The sequence below is a fragment of the Gemmatimonadaceae bacterium genome (genome assembly GCA_020846935.1).
Taxonomy (GTDB): Bacteria; Gemmatimonadota; Gemmatimonadetes; order Gemmatimonadales; family Gemmatimonadaceae; genus RBC101.
Genome location: JADLCY010000006.1, coordinates 94,202 through 118,972, shown reverse-complemented (window position 1 = coordinate 118,972; position 24,771 = coordinate 94,202). Strand labels below are relative to the sequence as shown.

20 protein-coding genes are annotated in these 24,771 nt (G+C 68.5%); 5 read left to right on the top strand and 15 right to left on the bottom strand.

Features of this window, described 5'->3' with window-relative positions; all coding sequences use genetic code 11:
• Window positions 1-4: 4 nt before the first annotated feature.
• The 5 genes from IT361_08025 to paaZ form a co-directional block, all read right to left on the bottom strand.
• Entirely contained in the window at window positions 5-673 is a 669-nt protein-coding gene (locus IT361_08025; GenBank protein ID MCC6317623.1) for a peptidylprolyl isomerase, read from the bottom strand.
• Window positions 670-1,854 (bottom strand): P1 family peptidase, encoded by a 1,185-nt coding sequence (locus IT361_08020; GenBank protein ID MCC6317622.1) that lies wholly within the window; start codon window positions 1,852-1,854, stop codon window positions 670-672. The genes IT361_08025 and IT361_08020 overlap by 4 nt, the downstream gene beginning before the upstream one ends.
• The gene (locus IT361_08015) at window positions 1,817-2,689 is read right to left on the bottom strand and encodes a zinc metallopeptidase (protein MCC6317621.1); all 873 of its coding nucleotides are present in this window, start codon (window positions 2,687-2,689) and stop codon (window positions 1,817-1,819) included. Before IT361_08015 ends, IT361_08020 begins: the two co-directional genes overlap by 38 nt.
• A 252-nt stretch (window positions 2,690-2,941) precedes the next feature.
• Window positions 2,942-4,117, bottom strand: a complete 1,176-nt coding sequence (locus tag IT361_08010) for an aminotransferase class I/II-fold pyridoxal phosphate-dependent enzyme (protein MCC6317620.1) — start codon at window positions 4,115-4,117, stop codon at window positions 2,942-2,944.
• 43 nt (window positions 4,118-4,160) lie between these two features.
• Complete coding sequence (gene paaZ, locus IT361_08005; GenBank protein ID MCC6317619.1) at window positions 4,161-6,206, bottom strand: phenylacetic acid degradation bifunctional protein PaaZ; 2,046 nt, start codon at window positions 6,204-6,206, stop codon at window positions 4,161-4,163.
• A gap of 218 nt (window positions 6,207-6,424) precedes the next feature.
• On the opposite strand from paaZ, the gene IT361_08000 reads away from it, so the two are divergent.
• The 3 genes from IT361_08000 to ggt all read left to right on the top strand — a co-directional run bounded on the left by IT361_08000 (window position 6,425) and on the right by ggt (window position 11,644).
• Complete coding sequence (locus tag IT361_08000; GenBank protein MCC6317618.1) at window positions 6,425-6,934, top strand: hypothetical protein; 510 nt, start codon at window positions 6,425-6,427, stop codon at window positions 6,932-6,934.
• A gap of 281 nt (window positions 6,935-7,215) precedes the next feature.
• Window positions 7,216-9,894 carry a carbohydrate binding family 9 domain-containing protein gene (locus IT361_07995; GenBank protein MCC6317617.1) on the top strand — a complete coding sequence of 893 codons (2,679 nt, stop codon included), beginning with the start codon at window positions 7,216-7,218 and terminating at the stop codon, window positions 9,892-9,894.
• A 40-nt stretch (window positions 9,895-9,934) separates the two neighbouring features.
• Window positions 9,935-11,644, top strand: a complete 1,710-nt coding sequence (gene ggt / locus IT361_07990; GenBank protein ID MCC6317616.1) for a gamma-glutamyltransferase — start codon at window positions 9,935-9,937, stop codon at window positions 11,642-11,644.
• A gap of 252 nt (window positions 11,645-11,896) precedes the next feature.
• Here ggt and IT361_07985 read toward each other — a convergent pair whose 3' ends face one another.
• Genes IT361_07985 through IT361_07955 form a run of 7 tightly spaced genes read right to left on the bottom strand, consistent with a single transcriptional unit; the run spans window position 11,897 to window position 18,807 of the window.
• A complete protein-coding gene (locus IT361_07985) occupies window positions 11,897-12,442 on the bottom strand; it encodes a GNAT family N-acetyltransferase (GenBank protein ID MCC6317615.1) in 546 nt (181 codons plus the stop codon).
• A complete protein-coding gene (locus IT361_07980) occupies window positions 12,439-13,044 on the bottom strand; it encodes a gamma carbonic anhydrase family protein (GenBank protein MCC6317614.1) in 606 nt (201 codons plus the stop codon). Before IT361_07980 ends, IT361_07985 begins: the two co-directional genes overlap by 4 nt.
• Window positions 13,045-13,046: 2 nt before the next feature.
• Entirely contained in the window at window positions 13,047-14,261 is a 1,215-nt protein-coding gene (gene pcaF / locus IT361_07975) for a 3-oxoadipyl-CoA thiolase (GenBank protein ID MCC6317613.1), read from the bottom strand.
• Between the two features lie 2 nt (window positions 14,262-14,263).
• On the bottom strand, window positions 14,264-14,701 hold the full coding sequence (gene paaI, locus IT361_07970; GenBank protein ID MCC6317612.1) for a hydroxyphenylacetyl-CoA thioesterase PaaI: 438 nt from the start codon (window positions 14,699-14,701) through the stop codon (window positions 14,264-14,266).
• On the bottom strand, window positions 14,701-15,864 hold the full coding sequence (locus IT361_07965) for a 3-hydroxybutyryl-CoA dehydrogenase (protein MCC6317611.1): 1,164 nt from the start codon (window positions 15,862-15,864) through the stop codon (window positions 14,701-14,703). The genes paaI and IT361_07965 overlap by 1 nt, the downstream gene beginning before the upstream one ends.
• 17 nt (window positions 15,865-15,881) lie before the next feature.
• Window positions 15,882-16,661: a 2-(1,2-epoxy-1,2-dihydrophenyl)acetyl-CoA isomerase gene (locus IT361_07960; protein ID MCC6317610.1), complete on the bottom strand. Its 780-nt coding sequence runs from the start codon at window positions 16,659-16,661 to the stop codon at window positions 15,882-15,884.
• A 16-nt stretch (window positions 16,662-16,677) separates the two neighbouring features.
• Entirely contained in the window at window positions 16,678-18,807 is a 2,130-nt protein-coding gene (locus tag IT361_07955) for a peptidylprolyl isomerase (GenBank protein ID MCC6317609.1), read from the bottom strand.
• A 163-nt stretch (window positions 18,808-18,970) separates the two neighbouring features.
• On the opposite strand from IT361_07955, the gene IT361_07950 reads away from it, so the two are divergent.
• Window positions 18,971-21,100 (top strand): pyruvate dehydrogenase, encoded by a 2,130-nt coding sequence (locus tag IT361_07950; GenBank protein MCC6317608.1) that lies wholly within the window; start codon window positions 18,971-18,973, stop codon window positions 21,098-21,100.
• On the opposite strand, the gene IT361_07945 is transcribed toward IT361_07950, so the two are convergent.
• The 3 genes from IT361_07945 to IT361_07935 form a co-directional block, all read right to left on the bottom strand.
• On the bottom strand, window positions 21,097-21,579 hold the full coding sequence (locus tag IT361_07945) for a GxxExxY protein (GenBank protein MCC6317607.1): 483 nt from the start codon (window positions 21,577-21,579) through the stop codon (window positions 21,097-21,099). The two genes, IT361_07950 and IT361_07945, sit on opposite strands and share 4 nt — an antisense overlap.
• 158 nt (window positions 21,580-21,737) lie before the next feature.
• Complete coding sequence (locus IT361_07940; protein MCC6317606.1) at window positions 21,738-22,271, bottom strand: DUF4331 family protein; 534 nt, start codon at window positions 22,269-22,271, stop codon at window positions 21,738-21,740.
• A gap of 31 nt (window positions 22,272-22,302) precedes the next feature.
• Window positions 22,303-23,037 (bottom strand): DUF4331 family protein, encoded by a 735-nt coding sequence (locus tag IT361_07935; GenBank protein ID MCC6317605.1) that lies wholly within the window; start codon window positions 23,035-23,037, stop codon window positions 22,303-22,305.
• 193 nt (window positions 23,038-23,230) lie between these two features.
• Here IT361_07935 and IT361_07930 point away from each other — a divergent pair, with 193 nt between their 5' ends.
• Window positions 23,231-24,763, top strand: a complete 1,533-nt coding sequence (locus IT361_07930) for a glycerol-3-phosphate dehydrogenase/oxidase (protein MCC6317604.1) — start codon at window positions 23,231-23,233, stop codon at window positions 24,761-24,763.
• The last annotated feature ends 8 nt before the right edge of the window (window positions 24,764-24,771 follow it).

Sequence of the window (24,771 nt, the reverse complement as noted above, 5' to 3'; positions counted from 1 at the left end):
CAGGTCACCAGGTTCTGGTGACGCGAGCCGTCACGATGTAGTCCAGACGCGGGAACACGCGCCGGAGATACGCGTTGCCCTGTCGGCCGATCGAGTCCTGGGATGGGCCGGGGAATGTCTGCCCGCCTCGGGTTCCGCTGTACTCCCAGTTCAGCGAGTCGAGGACAGCGAGGCCACCCACGACCTCGCCGATCGGCGGAAATCCAATCGTGGCGAGGGTATCGAGGCGCGGGGTGTTGTCGACGGTGTTGAAGAAGAGCTGCGTGCCGCGCGACCGCGGTCCGCCACGCGCATAGGAGAGCGTGCCCTTGCGGTTCGGCGCCCGGACCGGCTCGTCGTCGAGCCCGCGACCACGCCAGGCCCGCGTGACGGCGGTGTCGCCAGGGATGCCGAACTGCGCCACAAAGTTCCTGATCGTGCGATGAAAGGCCACGTCGTCAAAGAACCGCTGCCGGACGAGCGCATGAAACCGGTCCACGCCCAGCGGCGACCAGGGGCGGCGCAGCCGGACGATCATGATGCCCCGGGTAGTCACCATCGTCACCTCGAATGAGTCAGGCGCCACGGCGGTGTAGGCCCGCGCATCGGGATCGCGGAGCGACGCGCGCCGGGCGCATGAAGCGGTCACCGCGACGGCGAACAGCGCGACAACGGACCACCGGATCCGCGTCACCGGGCCCCCACATTGTATTTCCTGAGAATCTCGCGCAGGCGATCGATGGGGAGCGCCTCAACGGTTCGGCCACGGCTGGTGACCGTCGTCGCCCTGAGCATGGAGTTGTAGATGGCTTCCTCGGTGGCTTCGACGACGCCCTGGAACAGCGCCGACATGGCATCGTTGGTCAGCTCGGTGGTGGAGCGCTGGGTTGCCGATGGACTGCTCGCCGCCCCGGGGAGTCGCCGCACCGACGCAGCCGTGGAGAAGGCCAGGACGTAGTCACCACTCCCGTTTGACGCCGCCGAGCCGGTGCGCGCGAGGCCCATGATGGCGCGTGCGGCCAGCCGCGCGAGGTTGCGGTCCGACAGCGGTGCGTCGGTCGCGACCACGATCATGATCGATCCGTCGCCGCGCTCGCGATCCACCTCTCCGCGAAAGGAGTACCGCCCCAACTCCTTGCCGACGGGCGCACCCATCACCTGCAGCACACCACCGAAGTTCGATTGCACGAGTACCCCGACGGTGTGCCCACCCAGGGTGGCCGGCAACACGCGCGACGACGTGCCGATGCCCCCCTTCCAACCAAACGCGATGGTGCCGGCGCCGGCGCCAACCGCTCCCTCGGCCACTGGGCCCGAGGCGGCCTGCTCCAGCGCCACGCGGACATGCTCCGCGCGGATCGGGCGTGATCGAATCGCGTTGAGGCCGCCGTCGTTGGTCTCACCCACGACGGGGTTGATGGATCCGACGCCCTCCACGCCGGGCCGCGCGAGCATCCACTCCACCATCGCGTCCGCCGCCTTCCATACGCAGAGCGTACACGTGAGCAGGATCGGCGTCTCGATCTCGCCGAGTTCCCGGAGTTGCGTGGCGCCCAGGAGCTTGCCGAATCCATTGCCCACGTGAAGCGCGGCCGGCACCCGGTCAACGTACGGGTTGCCGGCGTGCGGCAGGATCGCCGTCACACCGGTGCGCACCGAATCGCCTTCGACGACGGTCACGTGGCCGACGCGCACACCCGCCACGTCCGTGATGGCATTGTGCGTGCCCGGGGCAAAGATGCCGGGGGCAATCCCCAGGTCTCGCGCGCGCGGTCGCTCCTGCGCGCCTGCCGGGCCGGCGCCGAGGAGCCCGAGCGCCAGCGCGAGCCGAGTGGCCCTAACGACTGAAAGTGTCACACGCCTCGGGACGGCCATCCCTGAACCCGCGCTGGAACCACTGCATGCGCTGTTCAGACGACCCGTGGGTCCATGATTCCGGGTTCACGCGCCCGGTGGCCTGTCGCTGCAGACGATCGTCGCCGACCGCCGCCGCCGCTCCAAGTCCCTCCTCCACGTCGCCGGGGTCGAGGAGCTGCTGCCGCGCCGCCGTGTTCCCCCACACCCCGGCATAGCAGTCGGCCTGCAGCTCGAGGCGCACGCTGAGCTGGTTGGCGCGCTCCTGGTCCCCGCCCTGCTGCGCACGATGCACCTCGTCGCTCGTGCCGAGCAGGTTCTGCACGTGGTGCCCGATCTCGTGCGCCAGCACGTAGGCCTGTGCAAAGTCACCCGGCGCGCCAAACCGGTTCGCAAGCTCATCGAGGAAGGCCAGGTCGAGGTACACGCGCTGGTCTCCGGGGCAGTAGAACGGCCCCGTGGCCGCCTGACCATAGCCACACGCCGTCTGCGTGGCGTCGCGGAAGAGCACCAGTCGCGCGCGCTGGTAGGGCGTGCCCATGGACGGCAGCGTGCGCGCCCAGAAGTTCTGCGTGCTGTCGAGCACCGCGGACAAACGCAGCACGGCAGGCTCCTCGCTGGGATCCTGTACCGGCGCTTCGCCGGCCGGAGCCTCGACCGCGGCACCGTCGCCACCGCCGGCCAGCGAAAGAAAGTCGCGCTTGAAGACGACGCTGAGCACGAGAAGGATGACCAGGCCGCCGAGGCCGAGGCGACCACGACCGAAGCCTCCGCCACCTCCACCGAAGCCGCCACCACCACCGCCGCCACGACGGTCTTCGAGGTCACTGCTGCGTTGCCGAGGATCAATGCGCATGCGGGCTCCGAATGGTTCGCAGGAAAAGGTGTCGTCGCTCGGCCTCGCGCCGCCAGTCGACGTGAGGTCCGGGACAGTCGGGAGAGCGATGTTCAGCCTGGCGACGTTCGTTTCGCCCTCGAAGACCGGTAGGCCGGGAACGTTCTCCGTGGAGTCTCCGAGAAACCGGAATCCGTCACGCGGCCCAGCGGAACAGTGCGCCGGGTACTGATCATCCGGCGGCGACGAGGTCGCCGCAGCACCCGCTGGTATCTACCCACGCATCGCGGTCAGCAGTCGACCCGCACGGATTGCCGCCTCACACAGGCGGTCGGGGGGCACGATGAACGAGATGCGGAAGAACCCTTCGCCTCCCGCGCCAAAGCCCGAACCCGGCATGACGATCACGCCCTCGTCATCCATCAACCGGTCCGCGAAGGTCTTGCTGGCGATGCCGTCGGGCAGCGGGATCCACAGGTACATCGTGGCGCGGGGCGCGGTCGCGTCGAACCCGGCCGCACGAAACGCCGAGACCGCGGCATCACGGCGTTCACGGAACGTTGCGACGTTGCCCGGCACGAACGTGCTCCAGCTCTCGATGGCTGCCACGCCGGCTGCCTGGATCCCCATGTAGGTGCCCGTGTCCACGAACGTCTTCACACGAGCGAGCGCGCTGCAGACTGCCGGGCTACCCACCGCCCAGCCCGATCGCCACCCCGTCATGTTGTAGGTCTTGGACAGGGAGTGGAACTCGATGGCGACGTCGCGCGCGCCTTCGATCTCGAAGATCGACGGAGGCACGTAGCCGTCAAAGGCCAGCTCCGAATAGGCGTTGTCGTAGACCAGCAGGATGTCGTGCTGCCGGCAGAACGCGACGACGCGCTCCAGGTAGTCACGGGGCGCGATCGCGGTGGTTGGGTTGTTCGGGTAGTTGAGGTACACCACGCGGGTGCGCGAGCGCACGTTGGCGGGCAGCTCTTCGAGCTCGAGCAGGAAGTTCGTGCGCGGCCGCAGCGGATAGACGTGCGGCGTGGCGTCGGACAGGAGCGTGCCCCCGAGGTACGCCTGGTACGCCGGCTCGGGAATCACCGCGATGTCGCCGGGTCCGAGGAACGCAAAGGCGACGTGCGCCAGCCCCTCCTTTGATCCGATGAGCGGCACCACCTCGGTGAGCGGGTCAAACGACTGACCAAAGCGAGTGTGCATCCAGCCGGCGATGGCTTCGCGGTAAGGAACGAAGCCGAGGCCGAATCCATACCGGCTCATCGACGGCGTCGCTGCGGCGCGCTGCAGGGCCTCGATCGCCCGGGCCGGTGGATCGAGGTCGGCGTCGCCGGCGCCCAGATCGATCACGTCGACGCCGCGCTGCAGCAGTTCCCGCTTGCGACCCGGGATATGCGCCAGCGGATAGACGGGGAGCGTGTCGAAGCGCGAGGCAAGACGCGGCATACAGGAGCCCTGAAGTAATGAGGGAAACGGGGGCGCGGAGGGCTCAGGTCGGATCCTGGCACCGAACGAGGGTGAGGATCACGTAGGTGGCGACGAGTTCGCCGTCCTGGTTCCGCACCGCGACGTCCCACGCCACCACGCCCTGCGGCGGCCCGTCGGGCGGAGTCTCCTTCCTCGTCTTGGTCTTGCAGGTGAGCGTGACCTGCAGTGTGTCGCCCGCGTACACCGGCTTGGTGAACCGCAGGTTCTCCATGCCGTAGTTGGCGAGCACGGGGCCCGGCGCCGGATGCACGAACAGCCCGGCAGCGGCCGCGAGCACGAAGTATCCGTGGGCCACGCGGCGTCCAAAGATGGACGCCTTGGCCGCCACGTCATCCATGTGCGCGTAGAAGTGATCGCCGGAGAGGCACGCGAAGTTCACGATGTCCGCCTCGGTGACGGTGCGCCGATGCGTGACCAGCGCTTCGCCGATCTCCAGCTCCTCGAAGTGCTTCCGGAAGGGATGCACGCGGTCCTCACGCTGCGCGGCGCCGCTCGTCCAGTCGTTCGTGATGCGCGTGAGCGTCGTGGGGGACGCCTGCACGGCCGTGCGTTGCAGGTAGTGCATCACTCCGCGCGCGCCGCCCATTTCCTCACCGCCCCCTGCGCGTCCCGGGCCACCATGGACCAGGTGCGGCAAGGGCGAACCGTGCCCGGTCGCTTCCTTTGCGCTGTGTCGGTTGAGCACATACACCCGCCCGTGGTAGGGCGCCACGCCAAAGACGACGTCGCGCGCAACCGTGTCGTCCGCAGTGAACACGGAGCCGACGAGCGACCCGCTGCCAAGACGTGCCAGCGCGACCGCATCGGCAACTTTTGTGTAGGGCATGACCGTGTTCACCGGCCCGAAGGCCTCGACCTCGTGCGGCTGCCGACGGTCGTGCGGGGCGTTGCTCGCGAGCAATGTGATCGGGAAGAAGGCGCCCATCGCACGATCGGCCCCGATCACGTCGAAGTCATCGCGCCCGCCAAAAGCGATCTCGGCGCCACCCCGGATCACGTCGAGCGATCGCTGCACCTCGCCCACCTGCTGCCGTCCGGCGAGGGGGCCCATCTTCACACCGTCGACCGCAGGATTGCCGACCTTCACGTCGCCGAGCCGCGCCGCGAGCGCACGCAGAACGTCGGGCATCATCACGTCGGGCACGATCGTCCGGCGGATCGCCGTGCATTTCTGCCCCGCCTTGGAGGTCATCTCGCGCGTGACCTCCTTGATGAAGAGGTCGAACTCCTCGGTGCCCGGCGACGCGTCCGGACCGAGGATGGCGCAGTTGAGCGAGTCGGCTTCCATGTTGAAGCGGACCGCGTTGGTCACGATGGCGGGATGCGCCTTGAGCGCGCGCCCGGTCGCCGCGGAACCGGTGAACGCCACCACGTCCTGCAGCGTGAGGTGATCGAGCAGGTCGCCGGCACTGCCGCAGATCAGCTGAATGGATCCGGCCGGGAAGATCTGCGACTCCACCATCAGGCGGAACATCGCTTCGGTCAGGAACGACGTGAGCGTCGCGGGCTTCACGATCGCCGGCACGCCGGCGAGCAGCGAAGGCGCAAGCTTCTCCAACATGCCCCAGCAGGGGAAGTTGAACGCGTTGATGTGGACCGCGACGCCCTCCAGCGGCACGCAGACGTGGCGACCGACGAACGTGCCCGTCTTCGAAAGGTTCTCCATCGGTCCGTCGACGTGAAACGACTCGTCGGGGAACTCGCGCCGGCCCTTGCTCGCGTAGACAAACAGCGTGGAGATCCCGCCATCGATATCGATCCACGAATCGGCCTTCGTCGCTCCGGTCGCGGCGGAGATCGCGTACAGCGCGTCCTTCCGCTCCGTGAGGTACTTCGCCATCGCCTTGAGCATGCGCGCACGCTCGTGAAACGTCATGCGACGCAGCGCCGGACCACCCACCGTTCGCGCATGGTGCGCCATGGCACCGAAGTCGAGACCGGCCGACGAGGCTTCGGCGATCTTTTCGCCAGTAACCGCGTGAAAGAGATCCGTGGCGGAGCCGGTGCCGAGCACCCACTCGCCCATGGCGTGGTTCTTCAGTCGCATGACGAAGGCGATGTCCGGGACGACGCGAGCGCGTGCTCCACGCCCGCCGCAGTGCAGCATGGTAAACAAACGAAACGCGCGCCGTCCGGCGAGTCCGGAACAGTCCGCTTGCGTTTTTTCACGAATCATCCCAACTAGAAGCACGACGTGTCCGCGATGGGTGATGACCGGGTTGCGTTGAGACTGTCGCGGGCACGACCCTACGCGGAGGAGGCCCCATGGTCAGTCGGCATCCACTGAAAGAGGGACTGGTCGCCGGAGCGCTCGGTGCCTGTGTCATTGCGGCGTGGACAATGGCCGCGGATGCGCTGACCGATCGCATCGGGATCACGCCCGCCCTGGTCGGCGCGTGGCTGTTCAGTTCGTTCGGCGCCCGGGGGTTCGCCATCAATGTGGCGGGCTATCTGGTGAGTCTCTTCGCCGGTGTGATCACCATCGGCATTGTCGCGAGCTATGTCTACAATGCGTCGGAGGCGCGACCGTCGCGCTGGACCGCGTTCATCGGGCTGGCGATCGTGCTCGAGGTGGTGTTCCTGCTGGTCATCCTGCTCGCGGCCCGCAGTGAGTTGTTCGGCGCGGCGGCGTGGGTGTACGGCCTCGTTGGAAACGCCTTGGGCGCACTCGTCATGGGGCGCTACCTCTGGCGACGGCATCATCCGGAAGCCAACTGGGACTGGGAGCGGGCCAACGATTCGCACTTTCACACCGGTCGCCCACCGGCGACCTGAGCGGGAGCAGCTCACGGGGTACCCAACACGTCGGATCTTTCGCTGATCGCGCCGCGCGGACACACGCGACGCCTTCACGGGCGCCGAACTCGTTTCGGAGCAGCAGTCCCGCGTCGATTGGCCGAAGTCCGACCCCCGTGGGCATCCGCCGTTCCTGCGCCCCCCATCCTCGGGGTCGCTCCTGTCCGATCGATCAGCCACTACCTTGAACGCTGGCACCCGCCCGCGCGTAATTTCAGGGTCGGGAACCTGATCCCGCTCTGAACTCGCGAGCCAGCCACTTGAACGAAACCCGACGACGGATCGCCCTCGCGGCGGTCGCCGCCACTTGCTCGTTTGCGACCCCCAACCTGGCCCGGGCTCAGCCCTCGTCAAAGGTCGCCAAGGCCGTCCGCATCTCCGGCGCTTCGCCGGAAGTGGACGGACGGCTCGACGACGCCGCATGGGCGCAGGCACGCCCGATCGACGAGTTCACCCAACTCCGGCCAAACGAGGGGAGCCCCGTCTCCGAGAAGACCGTCGTCTACCTGCTGTACGACGACGAGGCCCTGTACGTCGGCGCGCGGCTCCAGCGCGCTGAGCCGGATCGCATCTCGCGCACCTTCACTCGGCGAGACGGGATGGGGAACGCCGAGTACCTCGCCGTGGTCCTTGACCCACAGCTGGATCGCCGCACCGGAGTTTCGTTCATCATCTCCGCGGCCGGCGTGCGATCGGACTATCGTCACACGATGGATGCGCGTGACTGGGGCCGCGAGTCCCAATTCGATCCCGTCTGGAGCGCGGACGCGGAAATGTCCAGCGAGGGGTGGACGGCCGAGATGCGGATTCCGTTCTCGCAGCTCCGCTTTCCGGTCGCGCCACGCCAGCGATGGGGCTTGCAGCTCGAGCGCCGCATGCCTGATCGCAACGAAGACGCCTACTGGGTTCATGTACCACAGAACGAGACAGGGTTCATCTCGCGCTTCGGCACGCTCGAGGGCATCGAAGGGATCCGGAGTGCGCGACCGGTCGAGCTGGTGCCCTACGTCGCGGGCGACGCCACGCGACGTTCGACGGCGATGTCCGGGAACCCGTTCAATCAGCCCTACACGGGCCGTATCGGTCTGGACGCCAAGTTCGCCGTTTCGAGTCTCACGCTGGACGCCACGGTCAATCCGGACTTTGGGCAGGTCGAGGCCGATCCCGCCGAGGTGAACCTGAGCGGTTTCGAGACCTTCTTTGAAGAGCGCCGACCGTTCTTCACGGAGGGAAGCGAGCTGCTCCGCGGCAGCGGTGGTGGTGGCGGTGGCGGTGGTGGTGGTGGTGGTGGTGGCGGTGGTGGAGGCGGCTCGGCGTACTTCTATTCGCGGCGCGTCGGCGCGGCCCCGCACGTGGGCGTCAGCGGCGACTTCGTCGACGTCCCGCGGGCCAGCACCATCCTGGGCGCGGCAAAGCTCACCGGCCGGCTTCCGTCCCGCCTGTCGGTGGGCGGACTGGTCGCCGTGACGGCTGCCGAGACAGGACGCGCGTATTTCGTCGACTCATCGGTCACGCAGCGGCACGCGGTGGAACCCCGCACGGCGTACGCAGTGCTTCGCCTGCAACAGGAAGTTGGGAGTCAGGCGTCGACGGTCGGCGCCGCGGTGACGGCGGTGCGTCGCGACTTTGGCGGCGAAGACCGCCTGTCCTCGGCGCTCACGCGCGAGGCGTACTATGCGGGATCAGATTGGCGGCTCCGGTTCCAGCAGGGCCGCTACGCGATCAGCGGCATGGTGGCCGCGAGCCACGTGGCCGGTGACACGGGTGCGATCGGTCGGCTCCAGCGCAGCAGCGCGCGCTTCTTCCAGCGACCGGATGCCGACCACGTCTCCTACGACTCGAGCCGCACCTCGATGTCCGGGTACACGGCCTCACTGCGAGCAGACAAGGATGCCGGACGGCACATCCTGTGGGGCGCGCAGGTCAGCACCAAGTCGCCGGGGTACGAAGTGAACGACCTGGGTCGTCTCACCTCGACGGACGACATCGACTACAACGCCGACATCCAGTTCCGCAATACGGAGCCCGGGCGCCTGTTCCAGAACTGGCGCATCGGCCTGGAAACCCGTGGTGGGTGGAACTACGCGGGCATCAGGCAGGCCCACTCCTGGGAAACGAACACCTCGCTCACGCTGCGGAACTTCTGGAACCTGAACGCCAGCACCGAGGTGGAGTTGCCGGTGCTGAGCGACGGCCTGACGCGCGGTGGCCCCTACATGGCGACGGGGCAACGCTGGCGCCAGGAGCTGCGGCTCAGCTCGCAATTCGGCGCGCGCACGTTCTGGCGCCTTGGCGGGTCACTTGGCGGCGACGTGTTTGGCGCCCGTCGGTCCACCTTTGGTGGCCAGATCTCGATCCGGCCACAGCCGCGCTGGCAGCTGAGCGTGGAGCCCAACGTGCAAAAGCAGGAGGACGCAAGGCAATACGTCACGCAGATCACCGGTGGCGATCGCACGTTTGGTACGCGTTACGTCTTTGCCTGGATCGACCGCACCACGATCTCCACGCGCCTCAGGCTCAACTACGCGTTCTCTCCGACGATGACGCTCGAGGGATACGCCGAGCCGTTCGTCGCCAGTGGCGTCTACTCGCAGTTTGGTGAACTTGAAGCACCCCGCAGTCGCGACCTGCGCTTGTATGGCAGCAGCGGCACGTCGGTCGCGATCGACGAGGACGGCGAGCGAACGATCCGGGACGGGTCCGAGACCTTCACGCTCTCCAACCCGGACTTCCACGTGCGTTCGTTCCGGTCCAACGTCGTGCTGCGCTGGGAGTGGAACCCGGGAAGCACGCTCTTCCTGGTGTGGCAGCAGAACCGCCGGGCGAGCGAAGCCATGGGCGACGTGGTGCGGTTCCGAGAACTCTTCCGAACCACACGAGCCGCAGGCGATAATTTCCTGTCGCTCAAGGTGTCCTACTGGTTGCCGGTGCGCCTGTAGATCGGGCGTGCGGCGCCTCGTCCCGCCGCGGAGAACCACCATGTCCGTCCTGAAGCCTGCACTGCTCGCGCTGCTGGTCCACTCGGCGGGCGCGGTCGGCGCGCAGTCGGCCGATCCGGCATCAACGCGTGGGGTGGTGGTCTCCACATCCGACCTCGCGTCCGACGTGGGCGCGGCGGTGCTTGCCAGGGGCGGCAATGCAGTGGATGCGGCGGTGGCCACCGGATTCGCCCTCGCCGTGACGCACCCGAGTGCCGGCAACATCGGCGGTGGCGGCTTCATGATCGTGCGACTCGCCGATGGGCGGACCACGAGCTTTGACTACCGCGAGAAAGCGCCGCTCCGTGCGACGCGCACCATGTACCTGGGTGCGGACGGAAAGATCAACCGCCAGCTCACCGCCACCGGCTGGCTCGCACCTGGTGTACCAGGCACGGTGCGAGGTCTGTACATGGCGCATCGCAAGTTCGGCAAGCTGCCGTGGGCCGATGTCGTGCAGCCGGCGGCGGATCTCGCCACCAACGGGTTTCGACTCTCCAGGGACCTGAGCGCCAGCCTCAACAGCGCGCTGACACGGCAGCTCAATCGCTACCCGTCGTCCGCGGCCGCCTACGGGAAACCGGGTGGCGGTGCCTGGCAGGAAGGAGACACGCTCAAGCTGCGCGACCTTGGTCGGGCACTCGGCGACATCGCGCGACTGGGGCCGGACGTGTTCTACACCGGCTGGATCGCCGACTCGATCGCGCGGCAGATGCGCGCACACGGCGGCATCATCACGCGCCGCGATTTGGCGGCATACCGCGCCGTGGAGCGCGCGCCGGTGCGAGGCACGTTCCTTGGCCACGAGATCATCGGCATGGCGCCCCCAAGCTCGGGCGGAACCGTGGTCATCGAGACGCTGAACATGCTGGAGGCGCTGGGCGTGCAGCGGTTCTCGAGTGCCAATGACCATGCGCTGCTCCACCTGCGGATCGAAGCCGCACGGCGCGCCTATCGCGATCGTGCCCAGTGGATGGGCGACCCCGACTTCGTGCGTGTGCCCGTTGCGCGACTCACGTCAAAGGCCTACGCCCGCACGCTGGCCGCGCGAATCGACACCGCCCGCGCCACCACATCGCTGGAACTGGGCGCCGGCATCGTCTCGTCCTCCGTCGCGGAATCCGATGAGACGACGCATTTCTCCGTGGTGGACGCCGAGGGCAATGCCGTTTCCAATACCTACACGCTCGAAGGCGGATACGGGTCCGGCGTCGTGGTGCAGGGCGCCGGCTTCATCCTCAACAACGAGATGGGCGACTTCAACAAGAAGCCGGGCGAGACCAACACGACCGGCGACATCGGCACGAAGCCCAACCTGATTGCGCCCGGAAAGCGGATGCTGAGCTCCATGTCCCCGGTGATCGTCACGCGGGACGGTCAGCTGCGCCTGGTGACTGGATCACCCGGCGGCCGAACCATCCCAAACACGGTCCTGAGCGTGGTGCTCGGCGTCACGGCGTTCAACCTTTCGGCGCGTGACGCGGTCGATCTTCCGCGCCTGCACCACCAGTGGTTCCCGGACGTCGCGAGTCTCGAGCCTGGCGCCGTGGATTCGCTCGGCCTCGCCGCACTCAAGGCGAAGGGCCAGTCCGTGCGCGTGGGGGGCCGTCAGGGCGACGCGCACTCCATCGTGTGGGACGCCTCGACAAAGACGGCGTACGGCGCCGCGGATCGCCGCACACCGGACGCGAAGGCCAGCGTGCCACGCTAGCGGCGGAGAGTTTGGGATCCGGGCGCGCGGCTGCAGTTCCGTGCGGCAGACCTTCATGGCAGGATCATCGTGGTCCGGATACGAACCGGATCGCGTTCATGCGCGCGCGGCGGGCCACCGAGCACGCGCCGCCTCGCAGGTCGGGCATTCGTCGGACGCACCACGCGGATCGGGAACTGGCTCTGTCACATCGGGCCCGTGCCCGCCTATCGAGCCCGCGTTGACGGTCCGGCACGCACCCGAGGTGCGGGATCACCCCGCGGGTGGTCGCACACCAGACCCCACGTCGTCCCGTCCCCGACCGTAGATCCTGACCGGCGCAGCGCCGTCGGTGAGCGCCGCGTCGCGCTCCCACGTAAAGCCAAGACGCTCCAGAACGTTGATCGAGCGCGTGTTGGCGGGATCGGTGATGGCCTGCACGCGAGCCAGCCCGATGTCGTGCCAGGCGTGTGCAAGGACGGCCACTCCGGCTTCGGTGGCATAGCCCTGGGCCCGGTGAGCCGGCAGGAAGGCATACCCGAGGTCGGGGTGGTCGAGGGTGTCGCGCCTGACGAGTCCGCACATGCCGACTCTCGTCCCGTCATGACGGGCCGCCATGTAGAGGCCAAAGCCGTTCGCGGTATAGCTGGCGCACGGGCCTGCGCGCAGGTAGGCCACCGCATCGGCAAGCGTGCGCACGCCGCGATCGCCGATGAACCGCAGCCACGCGTCGTCGTTGAGCAGCTCCAGGATGAAGGGCGCATCGTCGCTCGTGAACTGCCGCAGCTCGAGCCGTCCGGTCCTGGCGACGGTCGTCATGGGGCTTCGCGCGTCGCCTTCCACGGGCGAAGGCCCGCGGAAGGCACACGCCGGTTGATGGGCACCTCGCGGAGCGGCTCGACGGGCACGAGCGTCTCGCGGAGCGCCTGCGGCAGCCGTTGATAGAGCTTCGTACCTTCGGTCTTCCACTCGAGCATCTCGTCGGTCACGTCCTTCACGACTTTCGCCGGGTTGCCCACCGCGACCTTGCGTTCGGGGATGACCATGCCGGTCGGCACAAAGCAGAGCGCGCCCACGACGGCGCCCGCGCCGACCACGGCATTGTCCATGATGACCGCGTTCATGCCGACGAGGGCATTGCGACCGACGCGCGCGCCATGCACGATGGCCCCGTGCCCGATGTGCGCGGACTCCTCGAGCACCACCGTGACGCCGGGGAACATGTGGATCGTGCAGTTCTCCTGCACGTTGCAACCATCGTGGATCTCGATGGCGCCCCAGTCGCCGCGGATGGCGGCGCCCGGCCCGATGTACACGTCCCGTCCGATCGTGACATGCCCCGTCACGGTGGCATTCGGGTGGATCCACGCGCTCTCGTGGATCACCGGGATCATGCCGTCGAAGGCGAAGATGTTGGCCATCGTCAGGCGCGCTCGATCACCATGGCCATCCCCTGCCCCACGCCGATGCACATGGTGCAGAGGGCATACCGACCAGCGCGGCGGTGCAACTCGTGCGTGGCCGTCAACACGAGCCGTGCGCCGGACATACCGAGCGGATGGCCCAGGGCGATCGCGCCGCCATTCGGGTTCACGCGCACGTCGTCGTCCGCGATCCCGAGTTCGCGGGTACAGGCGATGGCCTGGGCAGCAAACGCTTCATTCAGCTCGATGACCGCCATGTCGCCCAGGGCGAGCCCAGCGCGCTTGAGCGCGAGCCTGGTCGCCGGCACCGGGCCGAGCCCCATCAGCCGCGGCTCGACGCCCGCGGCCGCCGTCGCGACAATCCGGGCCTTTGGCGTGAGATGATGCGCACGGAGGGCAGACTCCGATGCCACCAGCAATGCGCAGGCTCCGTCGTTGATACCTGACGAGTTCCCGGCCGTCACCGACCCTTCGCCGTCGCTACGGAAGGCGGGGCGCAGCCTGGCCAGTCCCTCGAGCGTGGAGTCGGTGCGAATGAACTCGTCGGTCGCGAACTCAACGGAGCTACCGCGTTTCGGGCCGGGGATCGTCACCGGTACGATCTCGGGCGCCAGGCGACCCGCGTCCCGCGCCGCCGCGGCCCGCTGCTGCGAACGCAACGCGAATGCGTCCTGGTCCGCGCGGCTGATGGTCATGAGTGCCGCGACGTTTTCGGCCGTTTGTCCCATGGAGTCGATCCCATGTAGCGCCTGGATCCGCGGATTGACAAACCGCCAGCCGAGGCTCGTGTCGAACAGCTGTGCGTCGCGCGCCCACGCCGAGCCGGCCTTGGACATGACGTACGGCGCGCGGGTCATGTGCTCCACGCCGCCGGCCACAAACAGGTCGCCTTCCCCGCTGCGAATGCTTCGCGCGGCAGACGCCACCGCGCTCAATCCCGACGCGCACAGGCGATTCACCGTCTCGCCCGGGACGGTGACCGGCAGCCCGGCCAGGAGCAGCGCCATGCGGGCCACGTTGCGGTTGTCTTCGCCCGCCTGGTTCGCACACCCCAGCACCACGTCCGTCACGGCGGCGAGATCGAGCGTGGGATGGCGGCCGACCAGCTGTGCGATCGCGTGCGCGGCGAGATCGTCCGTGCGTACGCCGGACAGCGAGCCACCGAACGACCCGATCGGCGTGCGCACGCCGTCCACGATGTATGCCTGCTCCATGCTCAGCCTTCCGGAAAGTGAGGGCGGGACGTTCGATACGCCGTCCCGCGGAACGCGGCGACGAGCGCCGCATCCTGGTTGCGCACGTCGACGCGGTAATACGCCAGTCGATTGGAGCCCGCCTCTTCGTCGGCAACCGCCGTGAGCACGTCGCCCGGCCGTACCGGTGCCGGATACGTGACCGAGTTCCCGACGCTGACCGTCACGCGACCGTGCGTGTTGCACGCGAATGCAAACGCGGAATCGGCCAGCGAAAAGACAATGCCCCCGTGCGCAACCCCGAAGCCGTTGACCATGTCATCCCGCACGGTCATGCGGCACGTCGCGTGACGCGGGGCAATGCGCAACACCTCGAGTCCCAGCCAGCGCGACAGGGCGTCCCGGGCCAGCATCGCCGCCACGACCCGCTCGGCCAGCCCCTGCTCCTCGGCTTCCGTCATCATGTGGGCAGGGGCAGTCCATCGCGCACACAACGGCGCAGCAGCGCGCTCGGCCGATAGCGATCGTCGCCCGAGTCGGACTGGAGACGTTCCAGTTCCTCCAGGATCGCCCCAACGCCGATCGCATTGCCCCACGCGAGGAGTCCACGCGGGTAGTTCACGCCGCGCGTCATGGCCACTTCGACGTCTCGCGCAGACGCGATCCGCAGGTTCACGGCATCGGCCGCTTCGTTGACCAGCAGCGCGACGATCCGACGCACCAGGCGATCCGCCAGGGCGGCGTCCTGCACAGGATCGGGCCGAGTGGCGCCTTCGCCGTAGTCGTAAAACCCGCGACCGGCCTTGCGGCCGAGCAGTCCCGCCTCGAGCAGGCGCTTCTGCGTGAGCGAGGGACGGTAGCGCGGATCGTAGTACATCGCGGTCCAGACCGACTCGGTCACGAGGTAGTTCACGTCATGGCCGATGAAGTCCATGAGCTCAAACGGCCCCATGCGAAAGCCGCCACGCTCGCGCATCGCCCAGTCGATCGTCGCGACGTCGGCTTCGCCTTCCTCGAGCACGCGCAGCGCCTCGCCATAGTACGGACGCGCGATGCGGTTCACGATGAATCCCGGCGTGTCCGCCGCGCGCACGGTGACTTTTCCCCACCCATCGATGAGGGCGCGTGCATCGTCGGTAACCCCCTCGGTGGTGCGAACCCCCGGCACGATCTCGACCAGGGGCATCACCGGGGCGGGGTTGAAGAAATGGATCCCGATCACGCGATGTGGCGCGTCGCACGCGGCGCCGATGGACGCGATCGACAGCGACGACGTGTTGGTCGCGAGGATGCAGTCGCGCCCGACGACGGACTCGAGAGCGCGGAACACCTCGCGTTTGGCCTCCAGGCGCTCGACGATCGCCTCGAACACGAGGCTACACGTGGCCAGGTCGTCGAACCCCGTGTCGGCGTCGGCGATCCGGAGACGCTCGATGGCCAGGGCCATCGCGTCAGCCGTGAGGCGCCCCCGTTCCATCTCGCGTGAGAGCGCACGCTCGATCGTCTCCTGTGCCTTCGTCAGCGTGGGAGCGTGTGCGTCAGCGAGCACGACGGGATGCCCATGGGCCAGCGCGACCTGTGCGATGCCGGCCCCCATCGCGCCGGCGCCCACCACGCCAATCATTGCCTCAGGCCCGATCACTATCGACCCTCGAACACGGGGGCGCGCTTCTGGCGGAAGGCCTGCACGCCCTCCACAAAGTCCGCGGTATGGCCCGCCTCACGCTGCAACGACTCTTCCATGTTCAGCTGTGTAGCAAGGTCGTGGTCAAACGACGCGTTGAGGAGCCGCTTGGTGAGGGCGAACGCTCGCGTGGGTTGCGTGGCGAGCTGCCCGGCGAGGGCCATCGCGTCGTCAAGCAACGTGTCCGCCGCGCACACCTTCCAGACCAGCCCGAGGTCGCGCGCCTGCGCCGCGGTGATCTTCTCTCCCAGCAGCATCAGCGAGGAGGCACGCGCGAGCCCCACAAGGCGCGGGAGCAGCCACGTGCCGCCACTGTCGGGCACGAGGCCGATCTTCGTGAACGACTGAATGAACGACGCCTCGGACGACGCGAGCACGATGTCGCAGGCAAAGGCGATGTTGGCCCCCGCACCTGCCGCGACGCCGTTGACCGCGCAGACGACGGGCTTTTCCAGGGCGCGCAGTCGAGTGACGATCGGGTTGTATTGCGCCTTCACCACGTCGCCGAGGTCCGGGCGAGGTTGGCCTTCGCCCATGGGCACCGACGCGAGGTCCTGGCCGGCGCAGAACCCGCGGCCGCTGCCGGTCAGCACCACCGCGCGTATCGTCGCATCGGCCGCGGCGTCGTCGAGTGCCGCCTGCAGCGCACGTGCCATGTCGAGGTTGAACGCGTTCAGGACGTCGGGACGGTCCAGCGTAAGGCGTAGGACGCCACCATGTCGTTCGGTACGCAGCATGGTCAGGGGAGAGCGGTCAGCGGGGCACGCGGACGATCTCGATGCGCTCGATCACATCGGCTTCGAGAACGCCCTCCGCCACCTCGCGCCCGCGCGTGATGGCAGCAAACGGTGTGTAGTCGTGATCGAGCCGGAAGTTGTCCGTCAGGTTCACGTAGATCTGCGCGTCGCCCGTGTCGCGGCCCCGGGTGGAGATGCCAAGCGTGCCGCGGGTCAGGCTCCGGAGGCCGAGTTCGTCGCGCAGGTACGCGGCGTCGCCGACGTATTCGTTCGCTGCCGGGCTCCCGCCCTGGATCACGAACCCCGGTTCCACCCGATGGAACGTGAGGCCGTTGTAGTAGCCCGCGCGGGCGAGGCGGATGAACCTGGCGACGGTATACGGGGCTTCGCGGCCGAACAGTTCGATCTCGAAAGTGCCGCCACCCGTGGCGGCGGCCATGGTGATCCGCGCGCGCCAGCGATCACGCAGCAGCGTCGCGATATCCTCCCTCGGGAGTGGGAGCGGGCTCGGCGCTGCGGTCACGGGGCGGCCGGACCAGTGCGACAGGACGGCCGCGGCCTTCCGGGCCACCGTGGAGTCGAAGTCGCTTCGGAGGGGCTCGATGCGCGGCACCAGCGCTGAGGATCCGAGTTCATCCAGGCGATCGAGGATCGCCACACGCGCATCGTGGGAGTTCTCGCGCCGCTCGGCGGTGATGCGATCGAGTGCGGCGAGGAGGGCGGCAACGGCCGCGTCGCGCCCCGGCGACCCCTTCAGGTGTGCAGCCGCGTCCATCACCACGTGATTCTCCGGCGCGCTGAGCGCTTCGATGAAGCGCGCATCGTCCGCATGGCCGGTGGTGGCGGCAAGGCCGCCTAACGCTGCCTGTTTTACGTTGCCGTTGCGGTCAGCGGCGAGTGCGCGCAGGGTGGCGGTGTCACGGAGCACGGTGGCCGCCCGTGCAATCCACGTGCGCAGCGGCCAGGGCGCCGGGGCCGCGGCGTCACGACGAACGATCGGCAAGGCCCGGTCCGGAGCCGTGCGCGCGAGCGCCATGAGCGCGTGGGCGTGAACGTGCCACCCCGGGCGGCCCGACGAGCGCGACGGACTGTCGCTTCGGTGCGTATCGATCAGCCCGAGGAGCACGCCGACCACGCGATCGCGATCGACGCACGTCGACGAGAGGCCATCGATCGCCGCCAGCATCACGTGCGCATTGTCGTCCCCGATGGCCGTCGTGATGACGCCGCACCCCTCCGTGCCAGCGAGCGTCCGCGCCGCGCGGACGGCTTCCACGCGCACCATCGGCGAGGCATCGCGCAGACCCAGCGCCAGCGTGGGCCGCCGTGTGGCGGCATCGAGCAGCGGCAACGCGAGCTGCGCGAGACGGCGGACCTGTTCATCACGATCCTTCTGGGCCTGCTGCACGTCGGCAGCATTGGCGACCCGCGCTGTCGTCAGGCCGAGCATCGCGAGGCGTCGTACGCGGGCCGGCGCTTCGGCAAACCCGCCAGCATCAAGTCGAAGGCCGCGGCGCATCACCTCCACCGCGGCGGCTCCCGGAGCGCCCGTCGTGCGCGCCTGACGTGCGAGGGTATACAAACCGTGAAGGCTCCCTTCGAGGCGCGCGGGCGCACGGCGCCCCTCCCCTCGTGGCGAGGCGATCACGACGATGGCCGCTTCGCCGCGGCGTGCGAGCGCCGAGTCTCCGTATGGGAGCCGACCAATCGTGCGAGCGGCAACGCCGGCTTCTGCGTCGGAGGCGCGGGGACCGGCGGCGCGTGCGAGTGAGTCCACGGCCGCGAGCAAGTTCGGTCGCGCGAGGCTCGCCGATGGTCCGCGCCGTCCCTGCAATGCCTGCCCGACGGCATTCATGGCCTCCATGCGCACGGCGGGCGACGCGTCACGCAGCAACGGATAGATCGCCGGCAACCATCGTTCGGATTGCTGGCGGCCGAGCGCGCGGACCGCGGCAGCGCGCAGCGTAGCGTCCGGGCGCGTCAGGTACGTGGTGAGCGCGGACAGGTCGTGGCCCTGCGTCCCGCGCGAGTCCTCGAGCAACGCGATGCGGGCAAGGTCCGTCGCCAGTGACTGGGAGACCGATGACTGGGCTCCTGCCACGTGAGGCGCGAGCCCGAGCCAGGCTGCGAACATCGCGGTTCGCATGAGCGCCGCTCCGCCAATCGAAGCATCCCCTGACATGCACCCTCTCTGGCTAGATTTCACGAACCCGACCCGCCGACGAGGGTGAAACTTACCGACTCCTCCGGCAGTCGATCAGTCGGTTCGGCGCCGCGCGCGGCCCTGACCTGCCTCTCATCCCGAGTCGATGCCTGTTCAGCCCAGGGAAAAGCGCCGCCGCTCATCGGACCCCAAGGTCCACCCTGACTTCGACTGGCGGCGCATTGCCTACCTCACGCTCGCGTCCCGTGCCCTGGACGATATCGAGGAGGACACGAACCGGAACCGCGCGAGCATCCCGAAGGACCATGTCGTGCTCTACCAGTTTTCGGCGCGGGGCCACGACATGGCACAGGCGATCCTGGGCTCGCTCATTACGCACCCTCACGATGGCGTTGGTGCGTACTATCGGTCGCGACCCACGCTGCTCGCCCTCGGCCTGACGCTCGACGACGCCTTTGGCAGTCCACTCGGCCGCGCGGGCGGATTCAGCGACGGGCGCGACATCGGCATCGTCTGCAATCTTCCGAATCGCGGGGGCCCGACAGTGCTGCCAATGTCCGGCGACGTGGGCTCACAGTACACCCCCACGGCCGGCTGGGCGCAGTCCATCTGCTATCATCGCGATACGCTCGCCGATCCGACCTGGCGCGGCGCGATTGGCATCGCCCTGGGCGGCGACGCCTCGGTGGCCACGAGCGGTTTCTGGTCGGCGCTCACGATCGCGACGACGCTCGAGCTCCCGATGCTGTTCTACATCGAGGACAATGACCTCGGCATCTCGGTGCGTGGGGACATGCAGACGCCCGGCGGCAACATTGCGCGCAATCTCGCGTCGTTCGCCAACCTCTTCGTGCGCGATGGAGACGGGACGGACCCGCACCAGAGCGCGCTCCTGCTCGCCGAGTGCGTGGAGCACGTGCGCGAAGGTCGCGGACCGGCACTCGTCAGACTCACCGTTCCGCGACTGTCGAGCCATTCGGGGCCGGACAACCAGAAGGGCTACCGGAGCGACGCCGAAATCGCCGGCGACTGGGCGCGCGATCCCCTGCCGCGTCTGAAGAACTATCTCGTGCCCGCGTTCATGGCGGCGAGCGAGTGGTCCGCGCTGGAGGCGGAGGTGACGCGCGACGTGAACGCCGCACTCGATCGGGCGCGCCAGCGATCCGCGCCCGATCCGGCCGATGTTGCGCGGTTCGTGTACGAGGAGGCGGACCTGCGCGGCGGCATCGACGCGTTTGGCGGCCTGCCGCGCGAAGTGACCGACGCGCTCCCTGCGACCACGGAGCCGGACCTCGACGGCCCGATGGTGCGGTTCGCGGAGGGCGTGCGCCGCACGCTGCGCCACGAACTGACCGTGAACCCCCGGGTGCTCGTGTTTGGCGAAGACGTGGGCTTGAAGGGAGGTGTCCACCTCGTGTCGGAGGGCCTGCAGAAGCAGTTCGGCGAGTCGCGGGTGTTTGACACGAGTCTTTCCGAAGAAGGCATCATCGGCCGATCAGTCGGGCTCGCGATTTCGGGGCTCATGCCGGTGGCGGAGATCCAGTTCCGGAAGTATGCCGACCCGGCCACGGAGCAGCTGAACAACTGCGGTACGATGCGATGGCGCACGGCCAACCGCTTTTGCGCGCCCATCGTTGTGCGCATGCCGGGTGGCTTTGGGAAGGACGTCGGCGATCCGTGGCATTCATTGAGCGCCGAGGTGGTGTTTGCGCACGCCGTGGGCTGGCAGGTGATCATGCCCTCCAACGCGGCCGATGCGGTCGGGCTCCTGCGGACCGCGATGCGTTCGCGCAATCCGAGCATCTTCTTTGAGCATCGTTCGTTGCTCATGACCTCGGACGGGAGCTCGCGGTACCCGGGTGACGCGTACGCACTGCCGTTGGGCGTTGGCCGCACCGTGCGTGAGGGAACGGACGTGACGCTCGTCAGCTGGGGCGCGATGGTGCACCGCTGCGTTGCAGCGGCGGCGCGCTCGAGCGCGTCGCTCGAGGTGATCGACCTGCGCACGATCGCGCCCTGGGACCGTGAGCTGGTGCTCGCTTCGGTGCGGCGCACGGGCCGCTGTCTCGTGGTGCACGAGGACACGATCACGGCGGGTTTTGGTGCGGAAATCGCCGCCACGCTGGCCAGGGAAGCGTTCTGGCACCTGGACGCCCCGGTGGAGCGCTTGGCCGTCGCGGACGTCCCGATGCCGTACCATCCGACGCTCCTCGCGGCGGTGCTGCCTTCGGTGGAGCAGATCGCCGCAGCAGCGGACCGGATCGCCACGACCTAACTCGCACCAACAGGCCGGCGCGTCGGCAGACATGACGCGCCCGTGGCTCCATCCCGTTCGATGTGTCGGAACGTCGCCGCGGGACCGAAAAGCAGCAGGAGCCCGGCCTCACACGCCGTCGCGCGCAGCCCCTGGGCGAGCAGACGCTCGTCGAGCGGGTCGAGTCGGTGGCCCGCGCGCAGGTCGACGACGACGCGCCGCTCGACGATGAACGGGACGCGGTGCTGCCCGACGCGCGTGCCCTTGTAGAACACGCCGATGCTGGCGTCCTGCTCCACGTCGACGCGGCGAGTGGCCAGCTCGAGGGCGAGTGCGCGCTGGTAGATGGGCTCCGTGAACCCGTGGCCCAGTTCGCGGTGGACGGCGAAGAACGCGGCCACGACGATCCCGATTGCGCGATCGTGCAGTACGCGCGGAATGCGTGCGCCGGCAGCCGTGTCGGCGTGTGCCGGGTCTGGAGCGGTAAGCGGAGAGAGCACGGGATCGCCTCCGAAGGGTGGAGGCACACGATGCACGATGCGGGGCGCGTTCCCGTCATCGAAACCTTGCGGCCTGGACCGAAATGTCGCCACGACGCGCGATGGCGGACGAACGCGCAGTGTTCACGCGTTCGTCCGCCATCGGGTCACGCTCGGGACTAGAGCGACGGAGCCGCCAGGTACGGGAAGGTCGTCCCGAATGGCTTGTCGTTCGCGTTCACGTTGTCGGTCGACAGCGCCGGCGAAACGTTTGCCGGGCTGAGGAGCGGGCCAAAGATCGCGGCGAGCCCCGCATCGACGACGTCGTCGGCGAGCTTGCGACCGCCGTAGCCGTCGGCGAGCGCCCAGGTGAGCCAGCCGGCGGTATTGGCCGGCTTGTTGGTCTGGACGATGAGCATGTCGGGCAGGAGGACCGCGGCGAGCGTGTTCGCCACGGTGTCGTTGCGACCGGCCACGGTCTTCACGAATGCGCGGACCTCGGCGCTGTGGTTGGCGACGTCGGTCGACGGCTTGCCGACGTTGTGGAAGGCGTGGTTCCGCTTGGCGAGGAGCACTTCGCTCACGAGCGGGTTGCCGAGTCGCTCCACCTGATTGTACACCCGGGGGGTGTTGCCCGGGCCGGTGGTGTCGTCATCGGAACCGCACGCGGAGAGCGCGCCAACGGCGGCGAGACTGAGGATGAGGCGGCGCATGGATGGAGTCGAGTGGGTGGGAAGCATGGCGTCAGCGGGAGATCGTGGCCCACAGGCCGATCTTGCCCGTGCCGGCGCCCGTGAGCTGATTCGCCGGCAGTTCCACGACGAAGGCCAGGGTGTTGAGCCCTCGGAGGTAGTCCGCAGCTTGTCCGGCCGGGCGGAACCCGGTGGCAGTTGGTGTGTCCGGGAGCTGGGAGAGCGGGCCACTCACTGGCTTGCGATCCGGCACGATGCGGAAGAACTGCTCCAGATCGAGGAAGAACGGATCGTCGCGAATGCCGGCGAACAGCTGCACGCCGCCGGCGCTGCCTAACGTGACATTGGTGGCACCCGTGAGCGTCGGACCCGACGTTACCAGGGTGGAGGTCGCACCGGTCATGGCCGGGGCCACCGGCCCGCGCATGGTCACGCGCTGGTTCGTGCCGCTGCCGTCGAAGGTGAATTGCAGCACGCGATCCTCGACGCCATCGCCGGTATTGTCGACCTTGATCTGGTAGAGAAGATCGGGGTCGAAGGCCGCGGTCGCGGCGCCAGCCGGCGTGATCGGGGACGAGGTGGTCAGGACGAGCGCGATGCGATCGGGAGCCGAGCCGGGGAACGCATACACGTCGTTGATGTCCATGCGCGGACTCAGTTCGACGTCGGGCGTATCCTGGTGATCTGACGCCAGGACGACGCCGGCCGACGCCACGGCGGCGAACGCGGCCACCGCAAGTACACGCCGCGGCGAAACGAGCCGTCGCAACGTCGAGGGGGACCTCATGGAACCTCCTTGGGAGTAGCAGGTTGGAGCCGCCCACGCAGGCGCGCGCTGGGCGTCACGCCTCGATTACGCCGGCGGGTGCTCCGTGGATTGCCCGGCTTCGTGCACGCGGCCAAGTTCACGAGTCACTTTCCATTCTCCCCTGCAGCGCTCCCTCGAGGCGTTCGAGTCGTCCGTCTTCGACCTCGCGATCGTGGGCGGCGGCATCACCGGATGCTGCATCGCCCGCGACGCGGCGCGCCGGGGACTCACGGTCGCGCTCGTCGAGCGCAACGACTTCTCGTGCGGGACGAGCGCCGCGACATCGAAGATGGTCCACGGCGGCCTTCGCTACCTGCAGTCGCTCGACGTCGGCGTGGTGCGTGAATCGCTGCGGGAGCGGCGTGCCTGGCAACACGTGGCGCCGCACCTGGTACAGCCGCTCACCTTTCTCCTGCCCACACGCACCCGTCGGGAGGACTGGACCTACCGCCTCGCGCTCTCGGTGTACGATGGTCTGTCGTGGGATCGCGACCGTCTCCCCGCGTCGGCTCGTCACCTGCGACCCACGTCGCACGTCGCCGCCCGCGACCTGATCGACCTCGAGCCGGTGCTCGACCAACCGCTGCGAGGCGGCCTCCGGTACGACGACTGCCACGCCTTCGCGCCCGAGCGCGCGGCCCTCGGGTGCGTCATGGATGCCGTCGCACATGGCGCGTGTGTGGCAAACCACGTAGAGGTTGTCGGCCTCACCGGAGACGCGCCGCAACAGCTCCAGGTGCTCGATCGCCTGACGCACACCCGCCTGACGATACGTGCCCGGCACATCGTCAACGCCACGGGCCCGTGGAGCGACCTCATCGCCGATCGGCTCGGCGTCGCCGCGCCGCGACGACTGGTGCGATCGAAGGGCATCCACCTCGTGACCCGCGCGATCACCGGTCGGCACGCGCTCACCGTTCCGGTGGGCGGGCGACACTTTTTTGTGATCCCGTGGCGCGACCACTCCCTCATCGGCACGACGGACGTCCCGTACGACGGATCCCCCGATGACGTCGGAGTGAGTGAGACGGACATCGACGACTTCCTCGGAACGATCAACCGCGGTTTGCCGGCCGCGCGCCTCACGCGCGCCGACGTGCGGTGGGCCTACGCCGGCCTGCGGCCGCTGATCGCGCCGCGCCGTGGCGGCACATATCGGGCAAGCCGTCGCGCCGACATCGTTCGCGAGCGTCCCGGCCTCCATTCAGCCATTGGCGGCAAGTGGACGACCTCGCGGGCGCTCGCGGAAGGTTGCGTGGACGCCGTCATCGGATCCCTCGGCATCGCCGCGCGTCCGTGTGACACCGCGACAGCGCCACTTCCCGGTGCGTCGCTGGACGATGGACCCCTCGTGCCCGACGCGCTCGATCGGCGCGCCGCCGACGAGACCCGGCGACTGCTCGGTTCGCACGCGGAACGGGTCTTCGCGCTCGCCCGAGGCACGCCAGCGTTAGGCGCCGTCATCGCCGCTCGCACGTTTGCCGCCGCCATCGTCGTCGCGGTGCGAGACGAGATGGCCTGCACGCTGGGCGACATCGTCTTCCGGCGCACGGGACTGTCGACCCTGGCGCCGCTCCCACGCGCCACGTTATCCCACGTCGCGCGACTCGCCCAGTCTGAGCTGGGCTGGAGCGACGCACGATGTTCCGCGGAAGTCGCGGACGTCGAAGCCGCCTACGCGCGCGTGTCGATGGCTCCTTCGTGACCCCGATC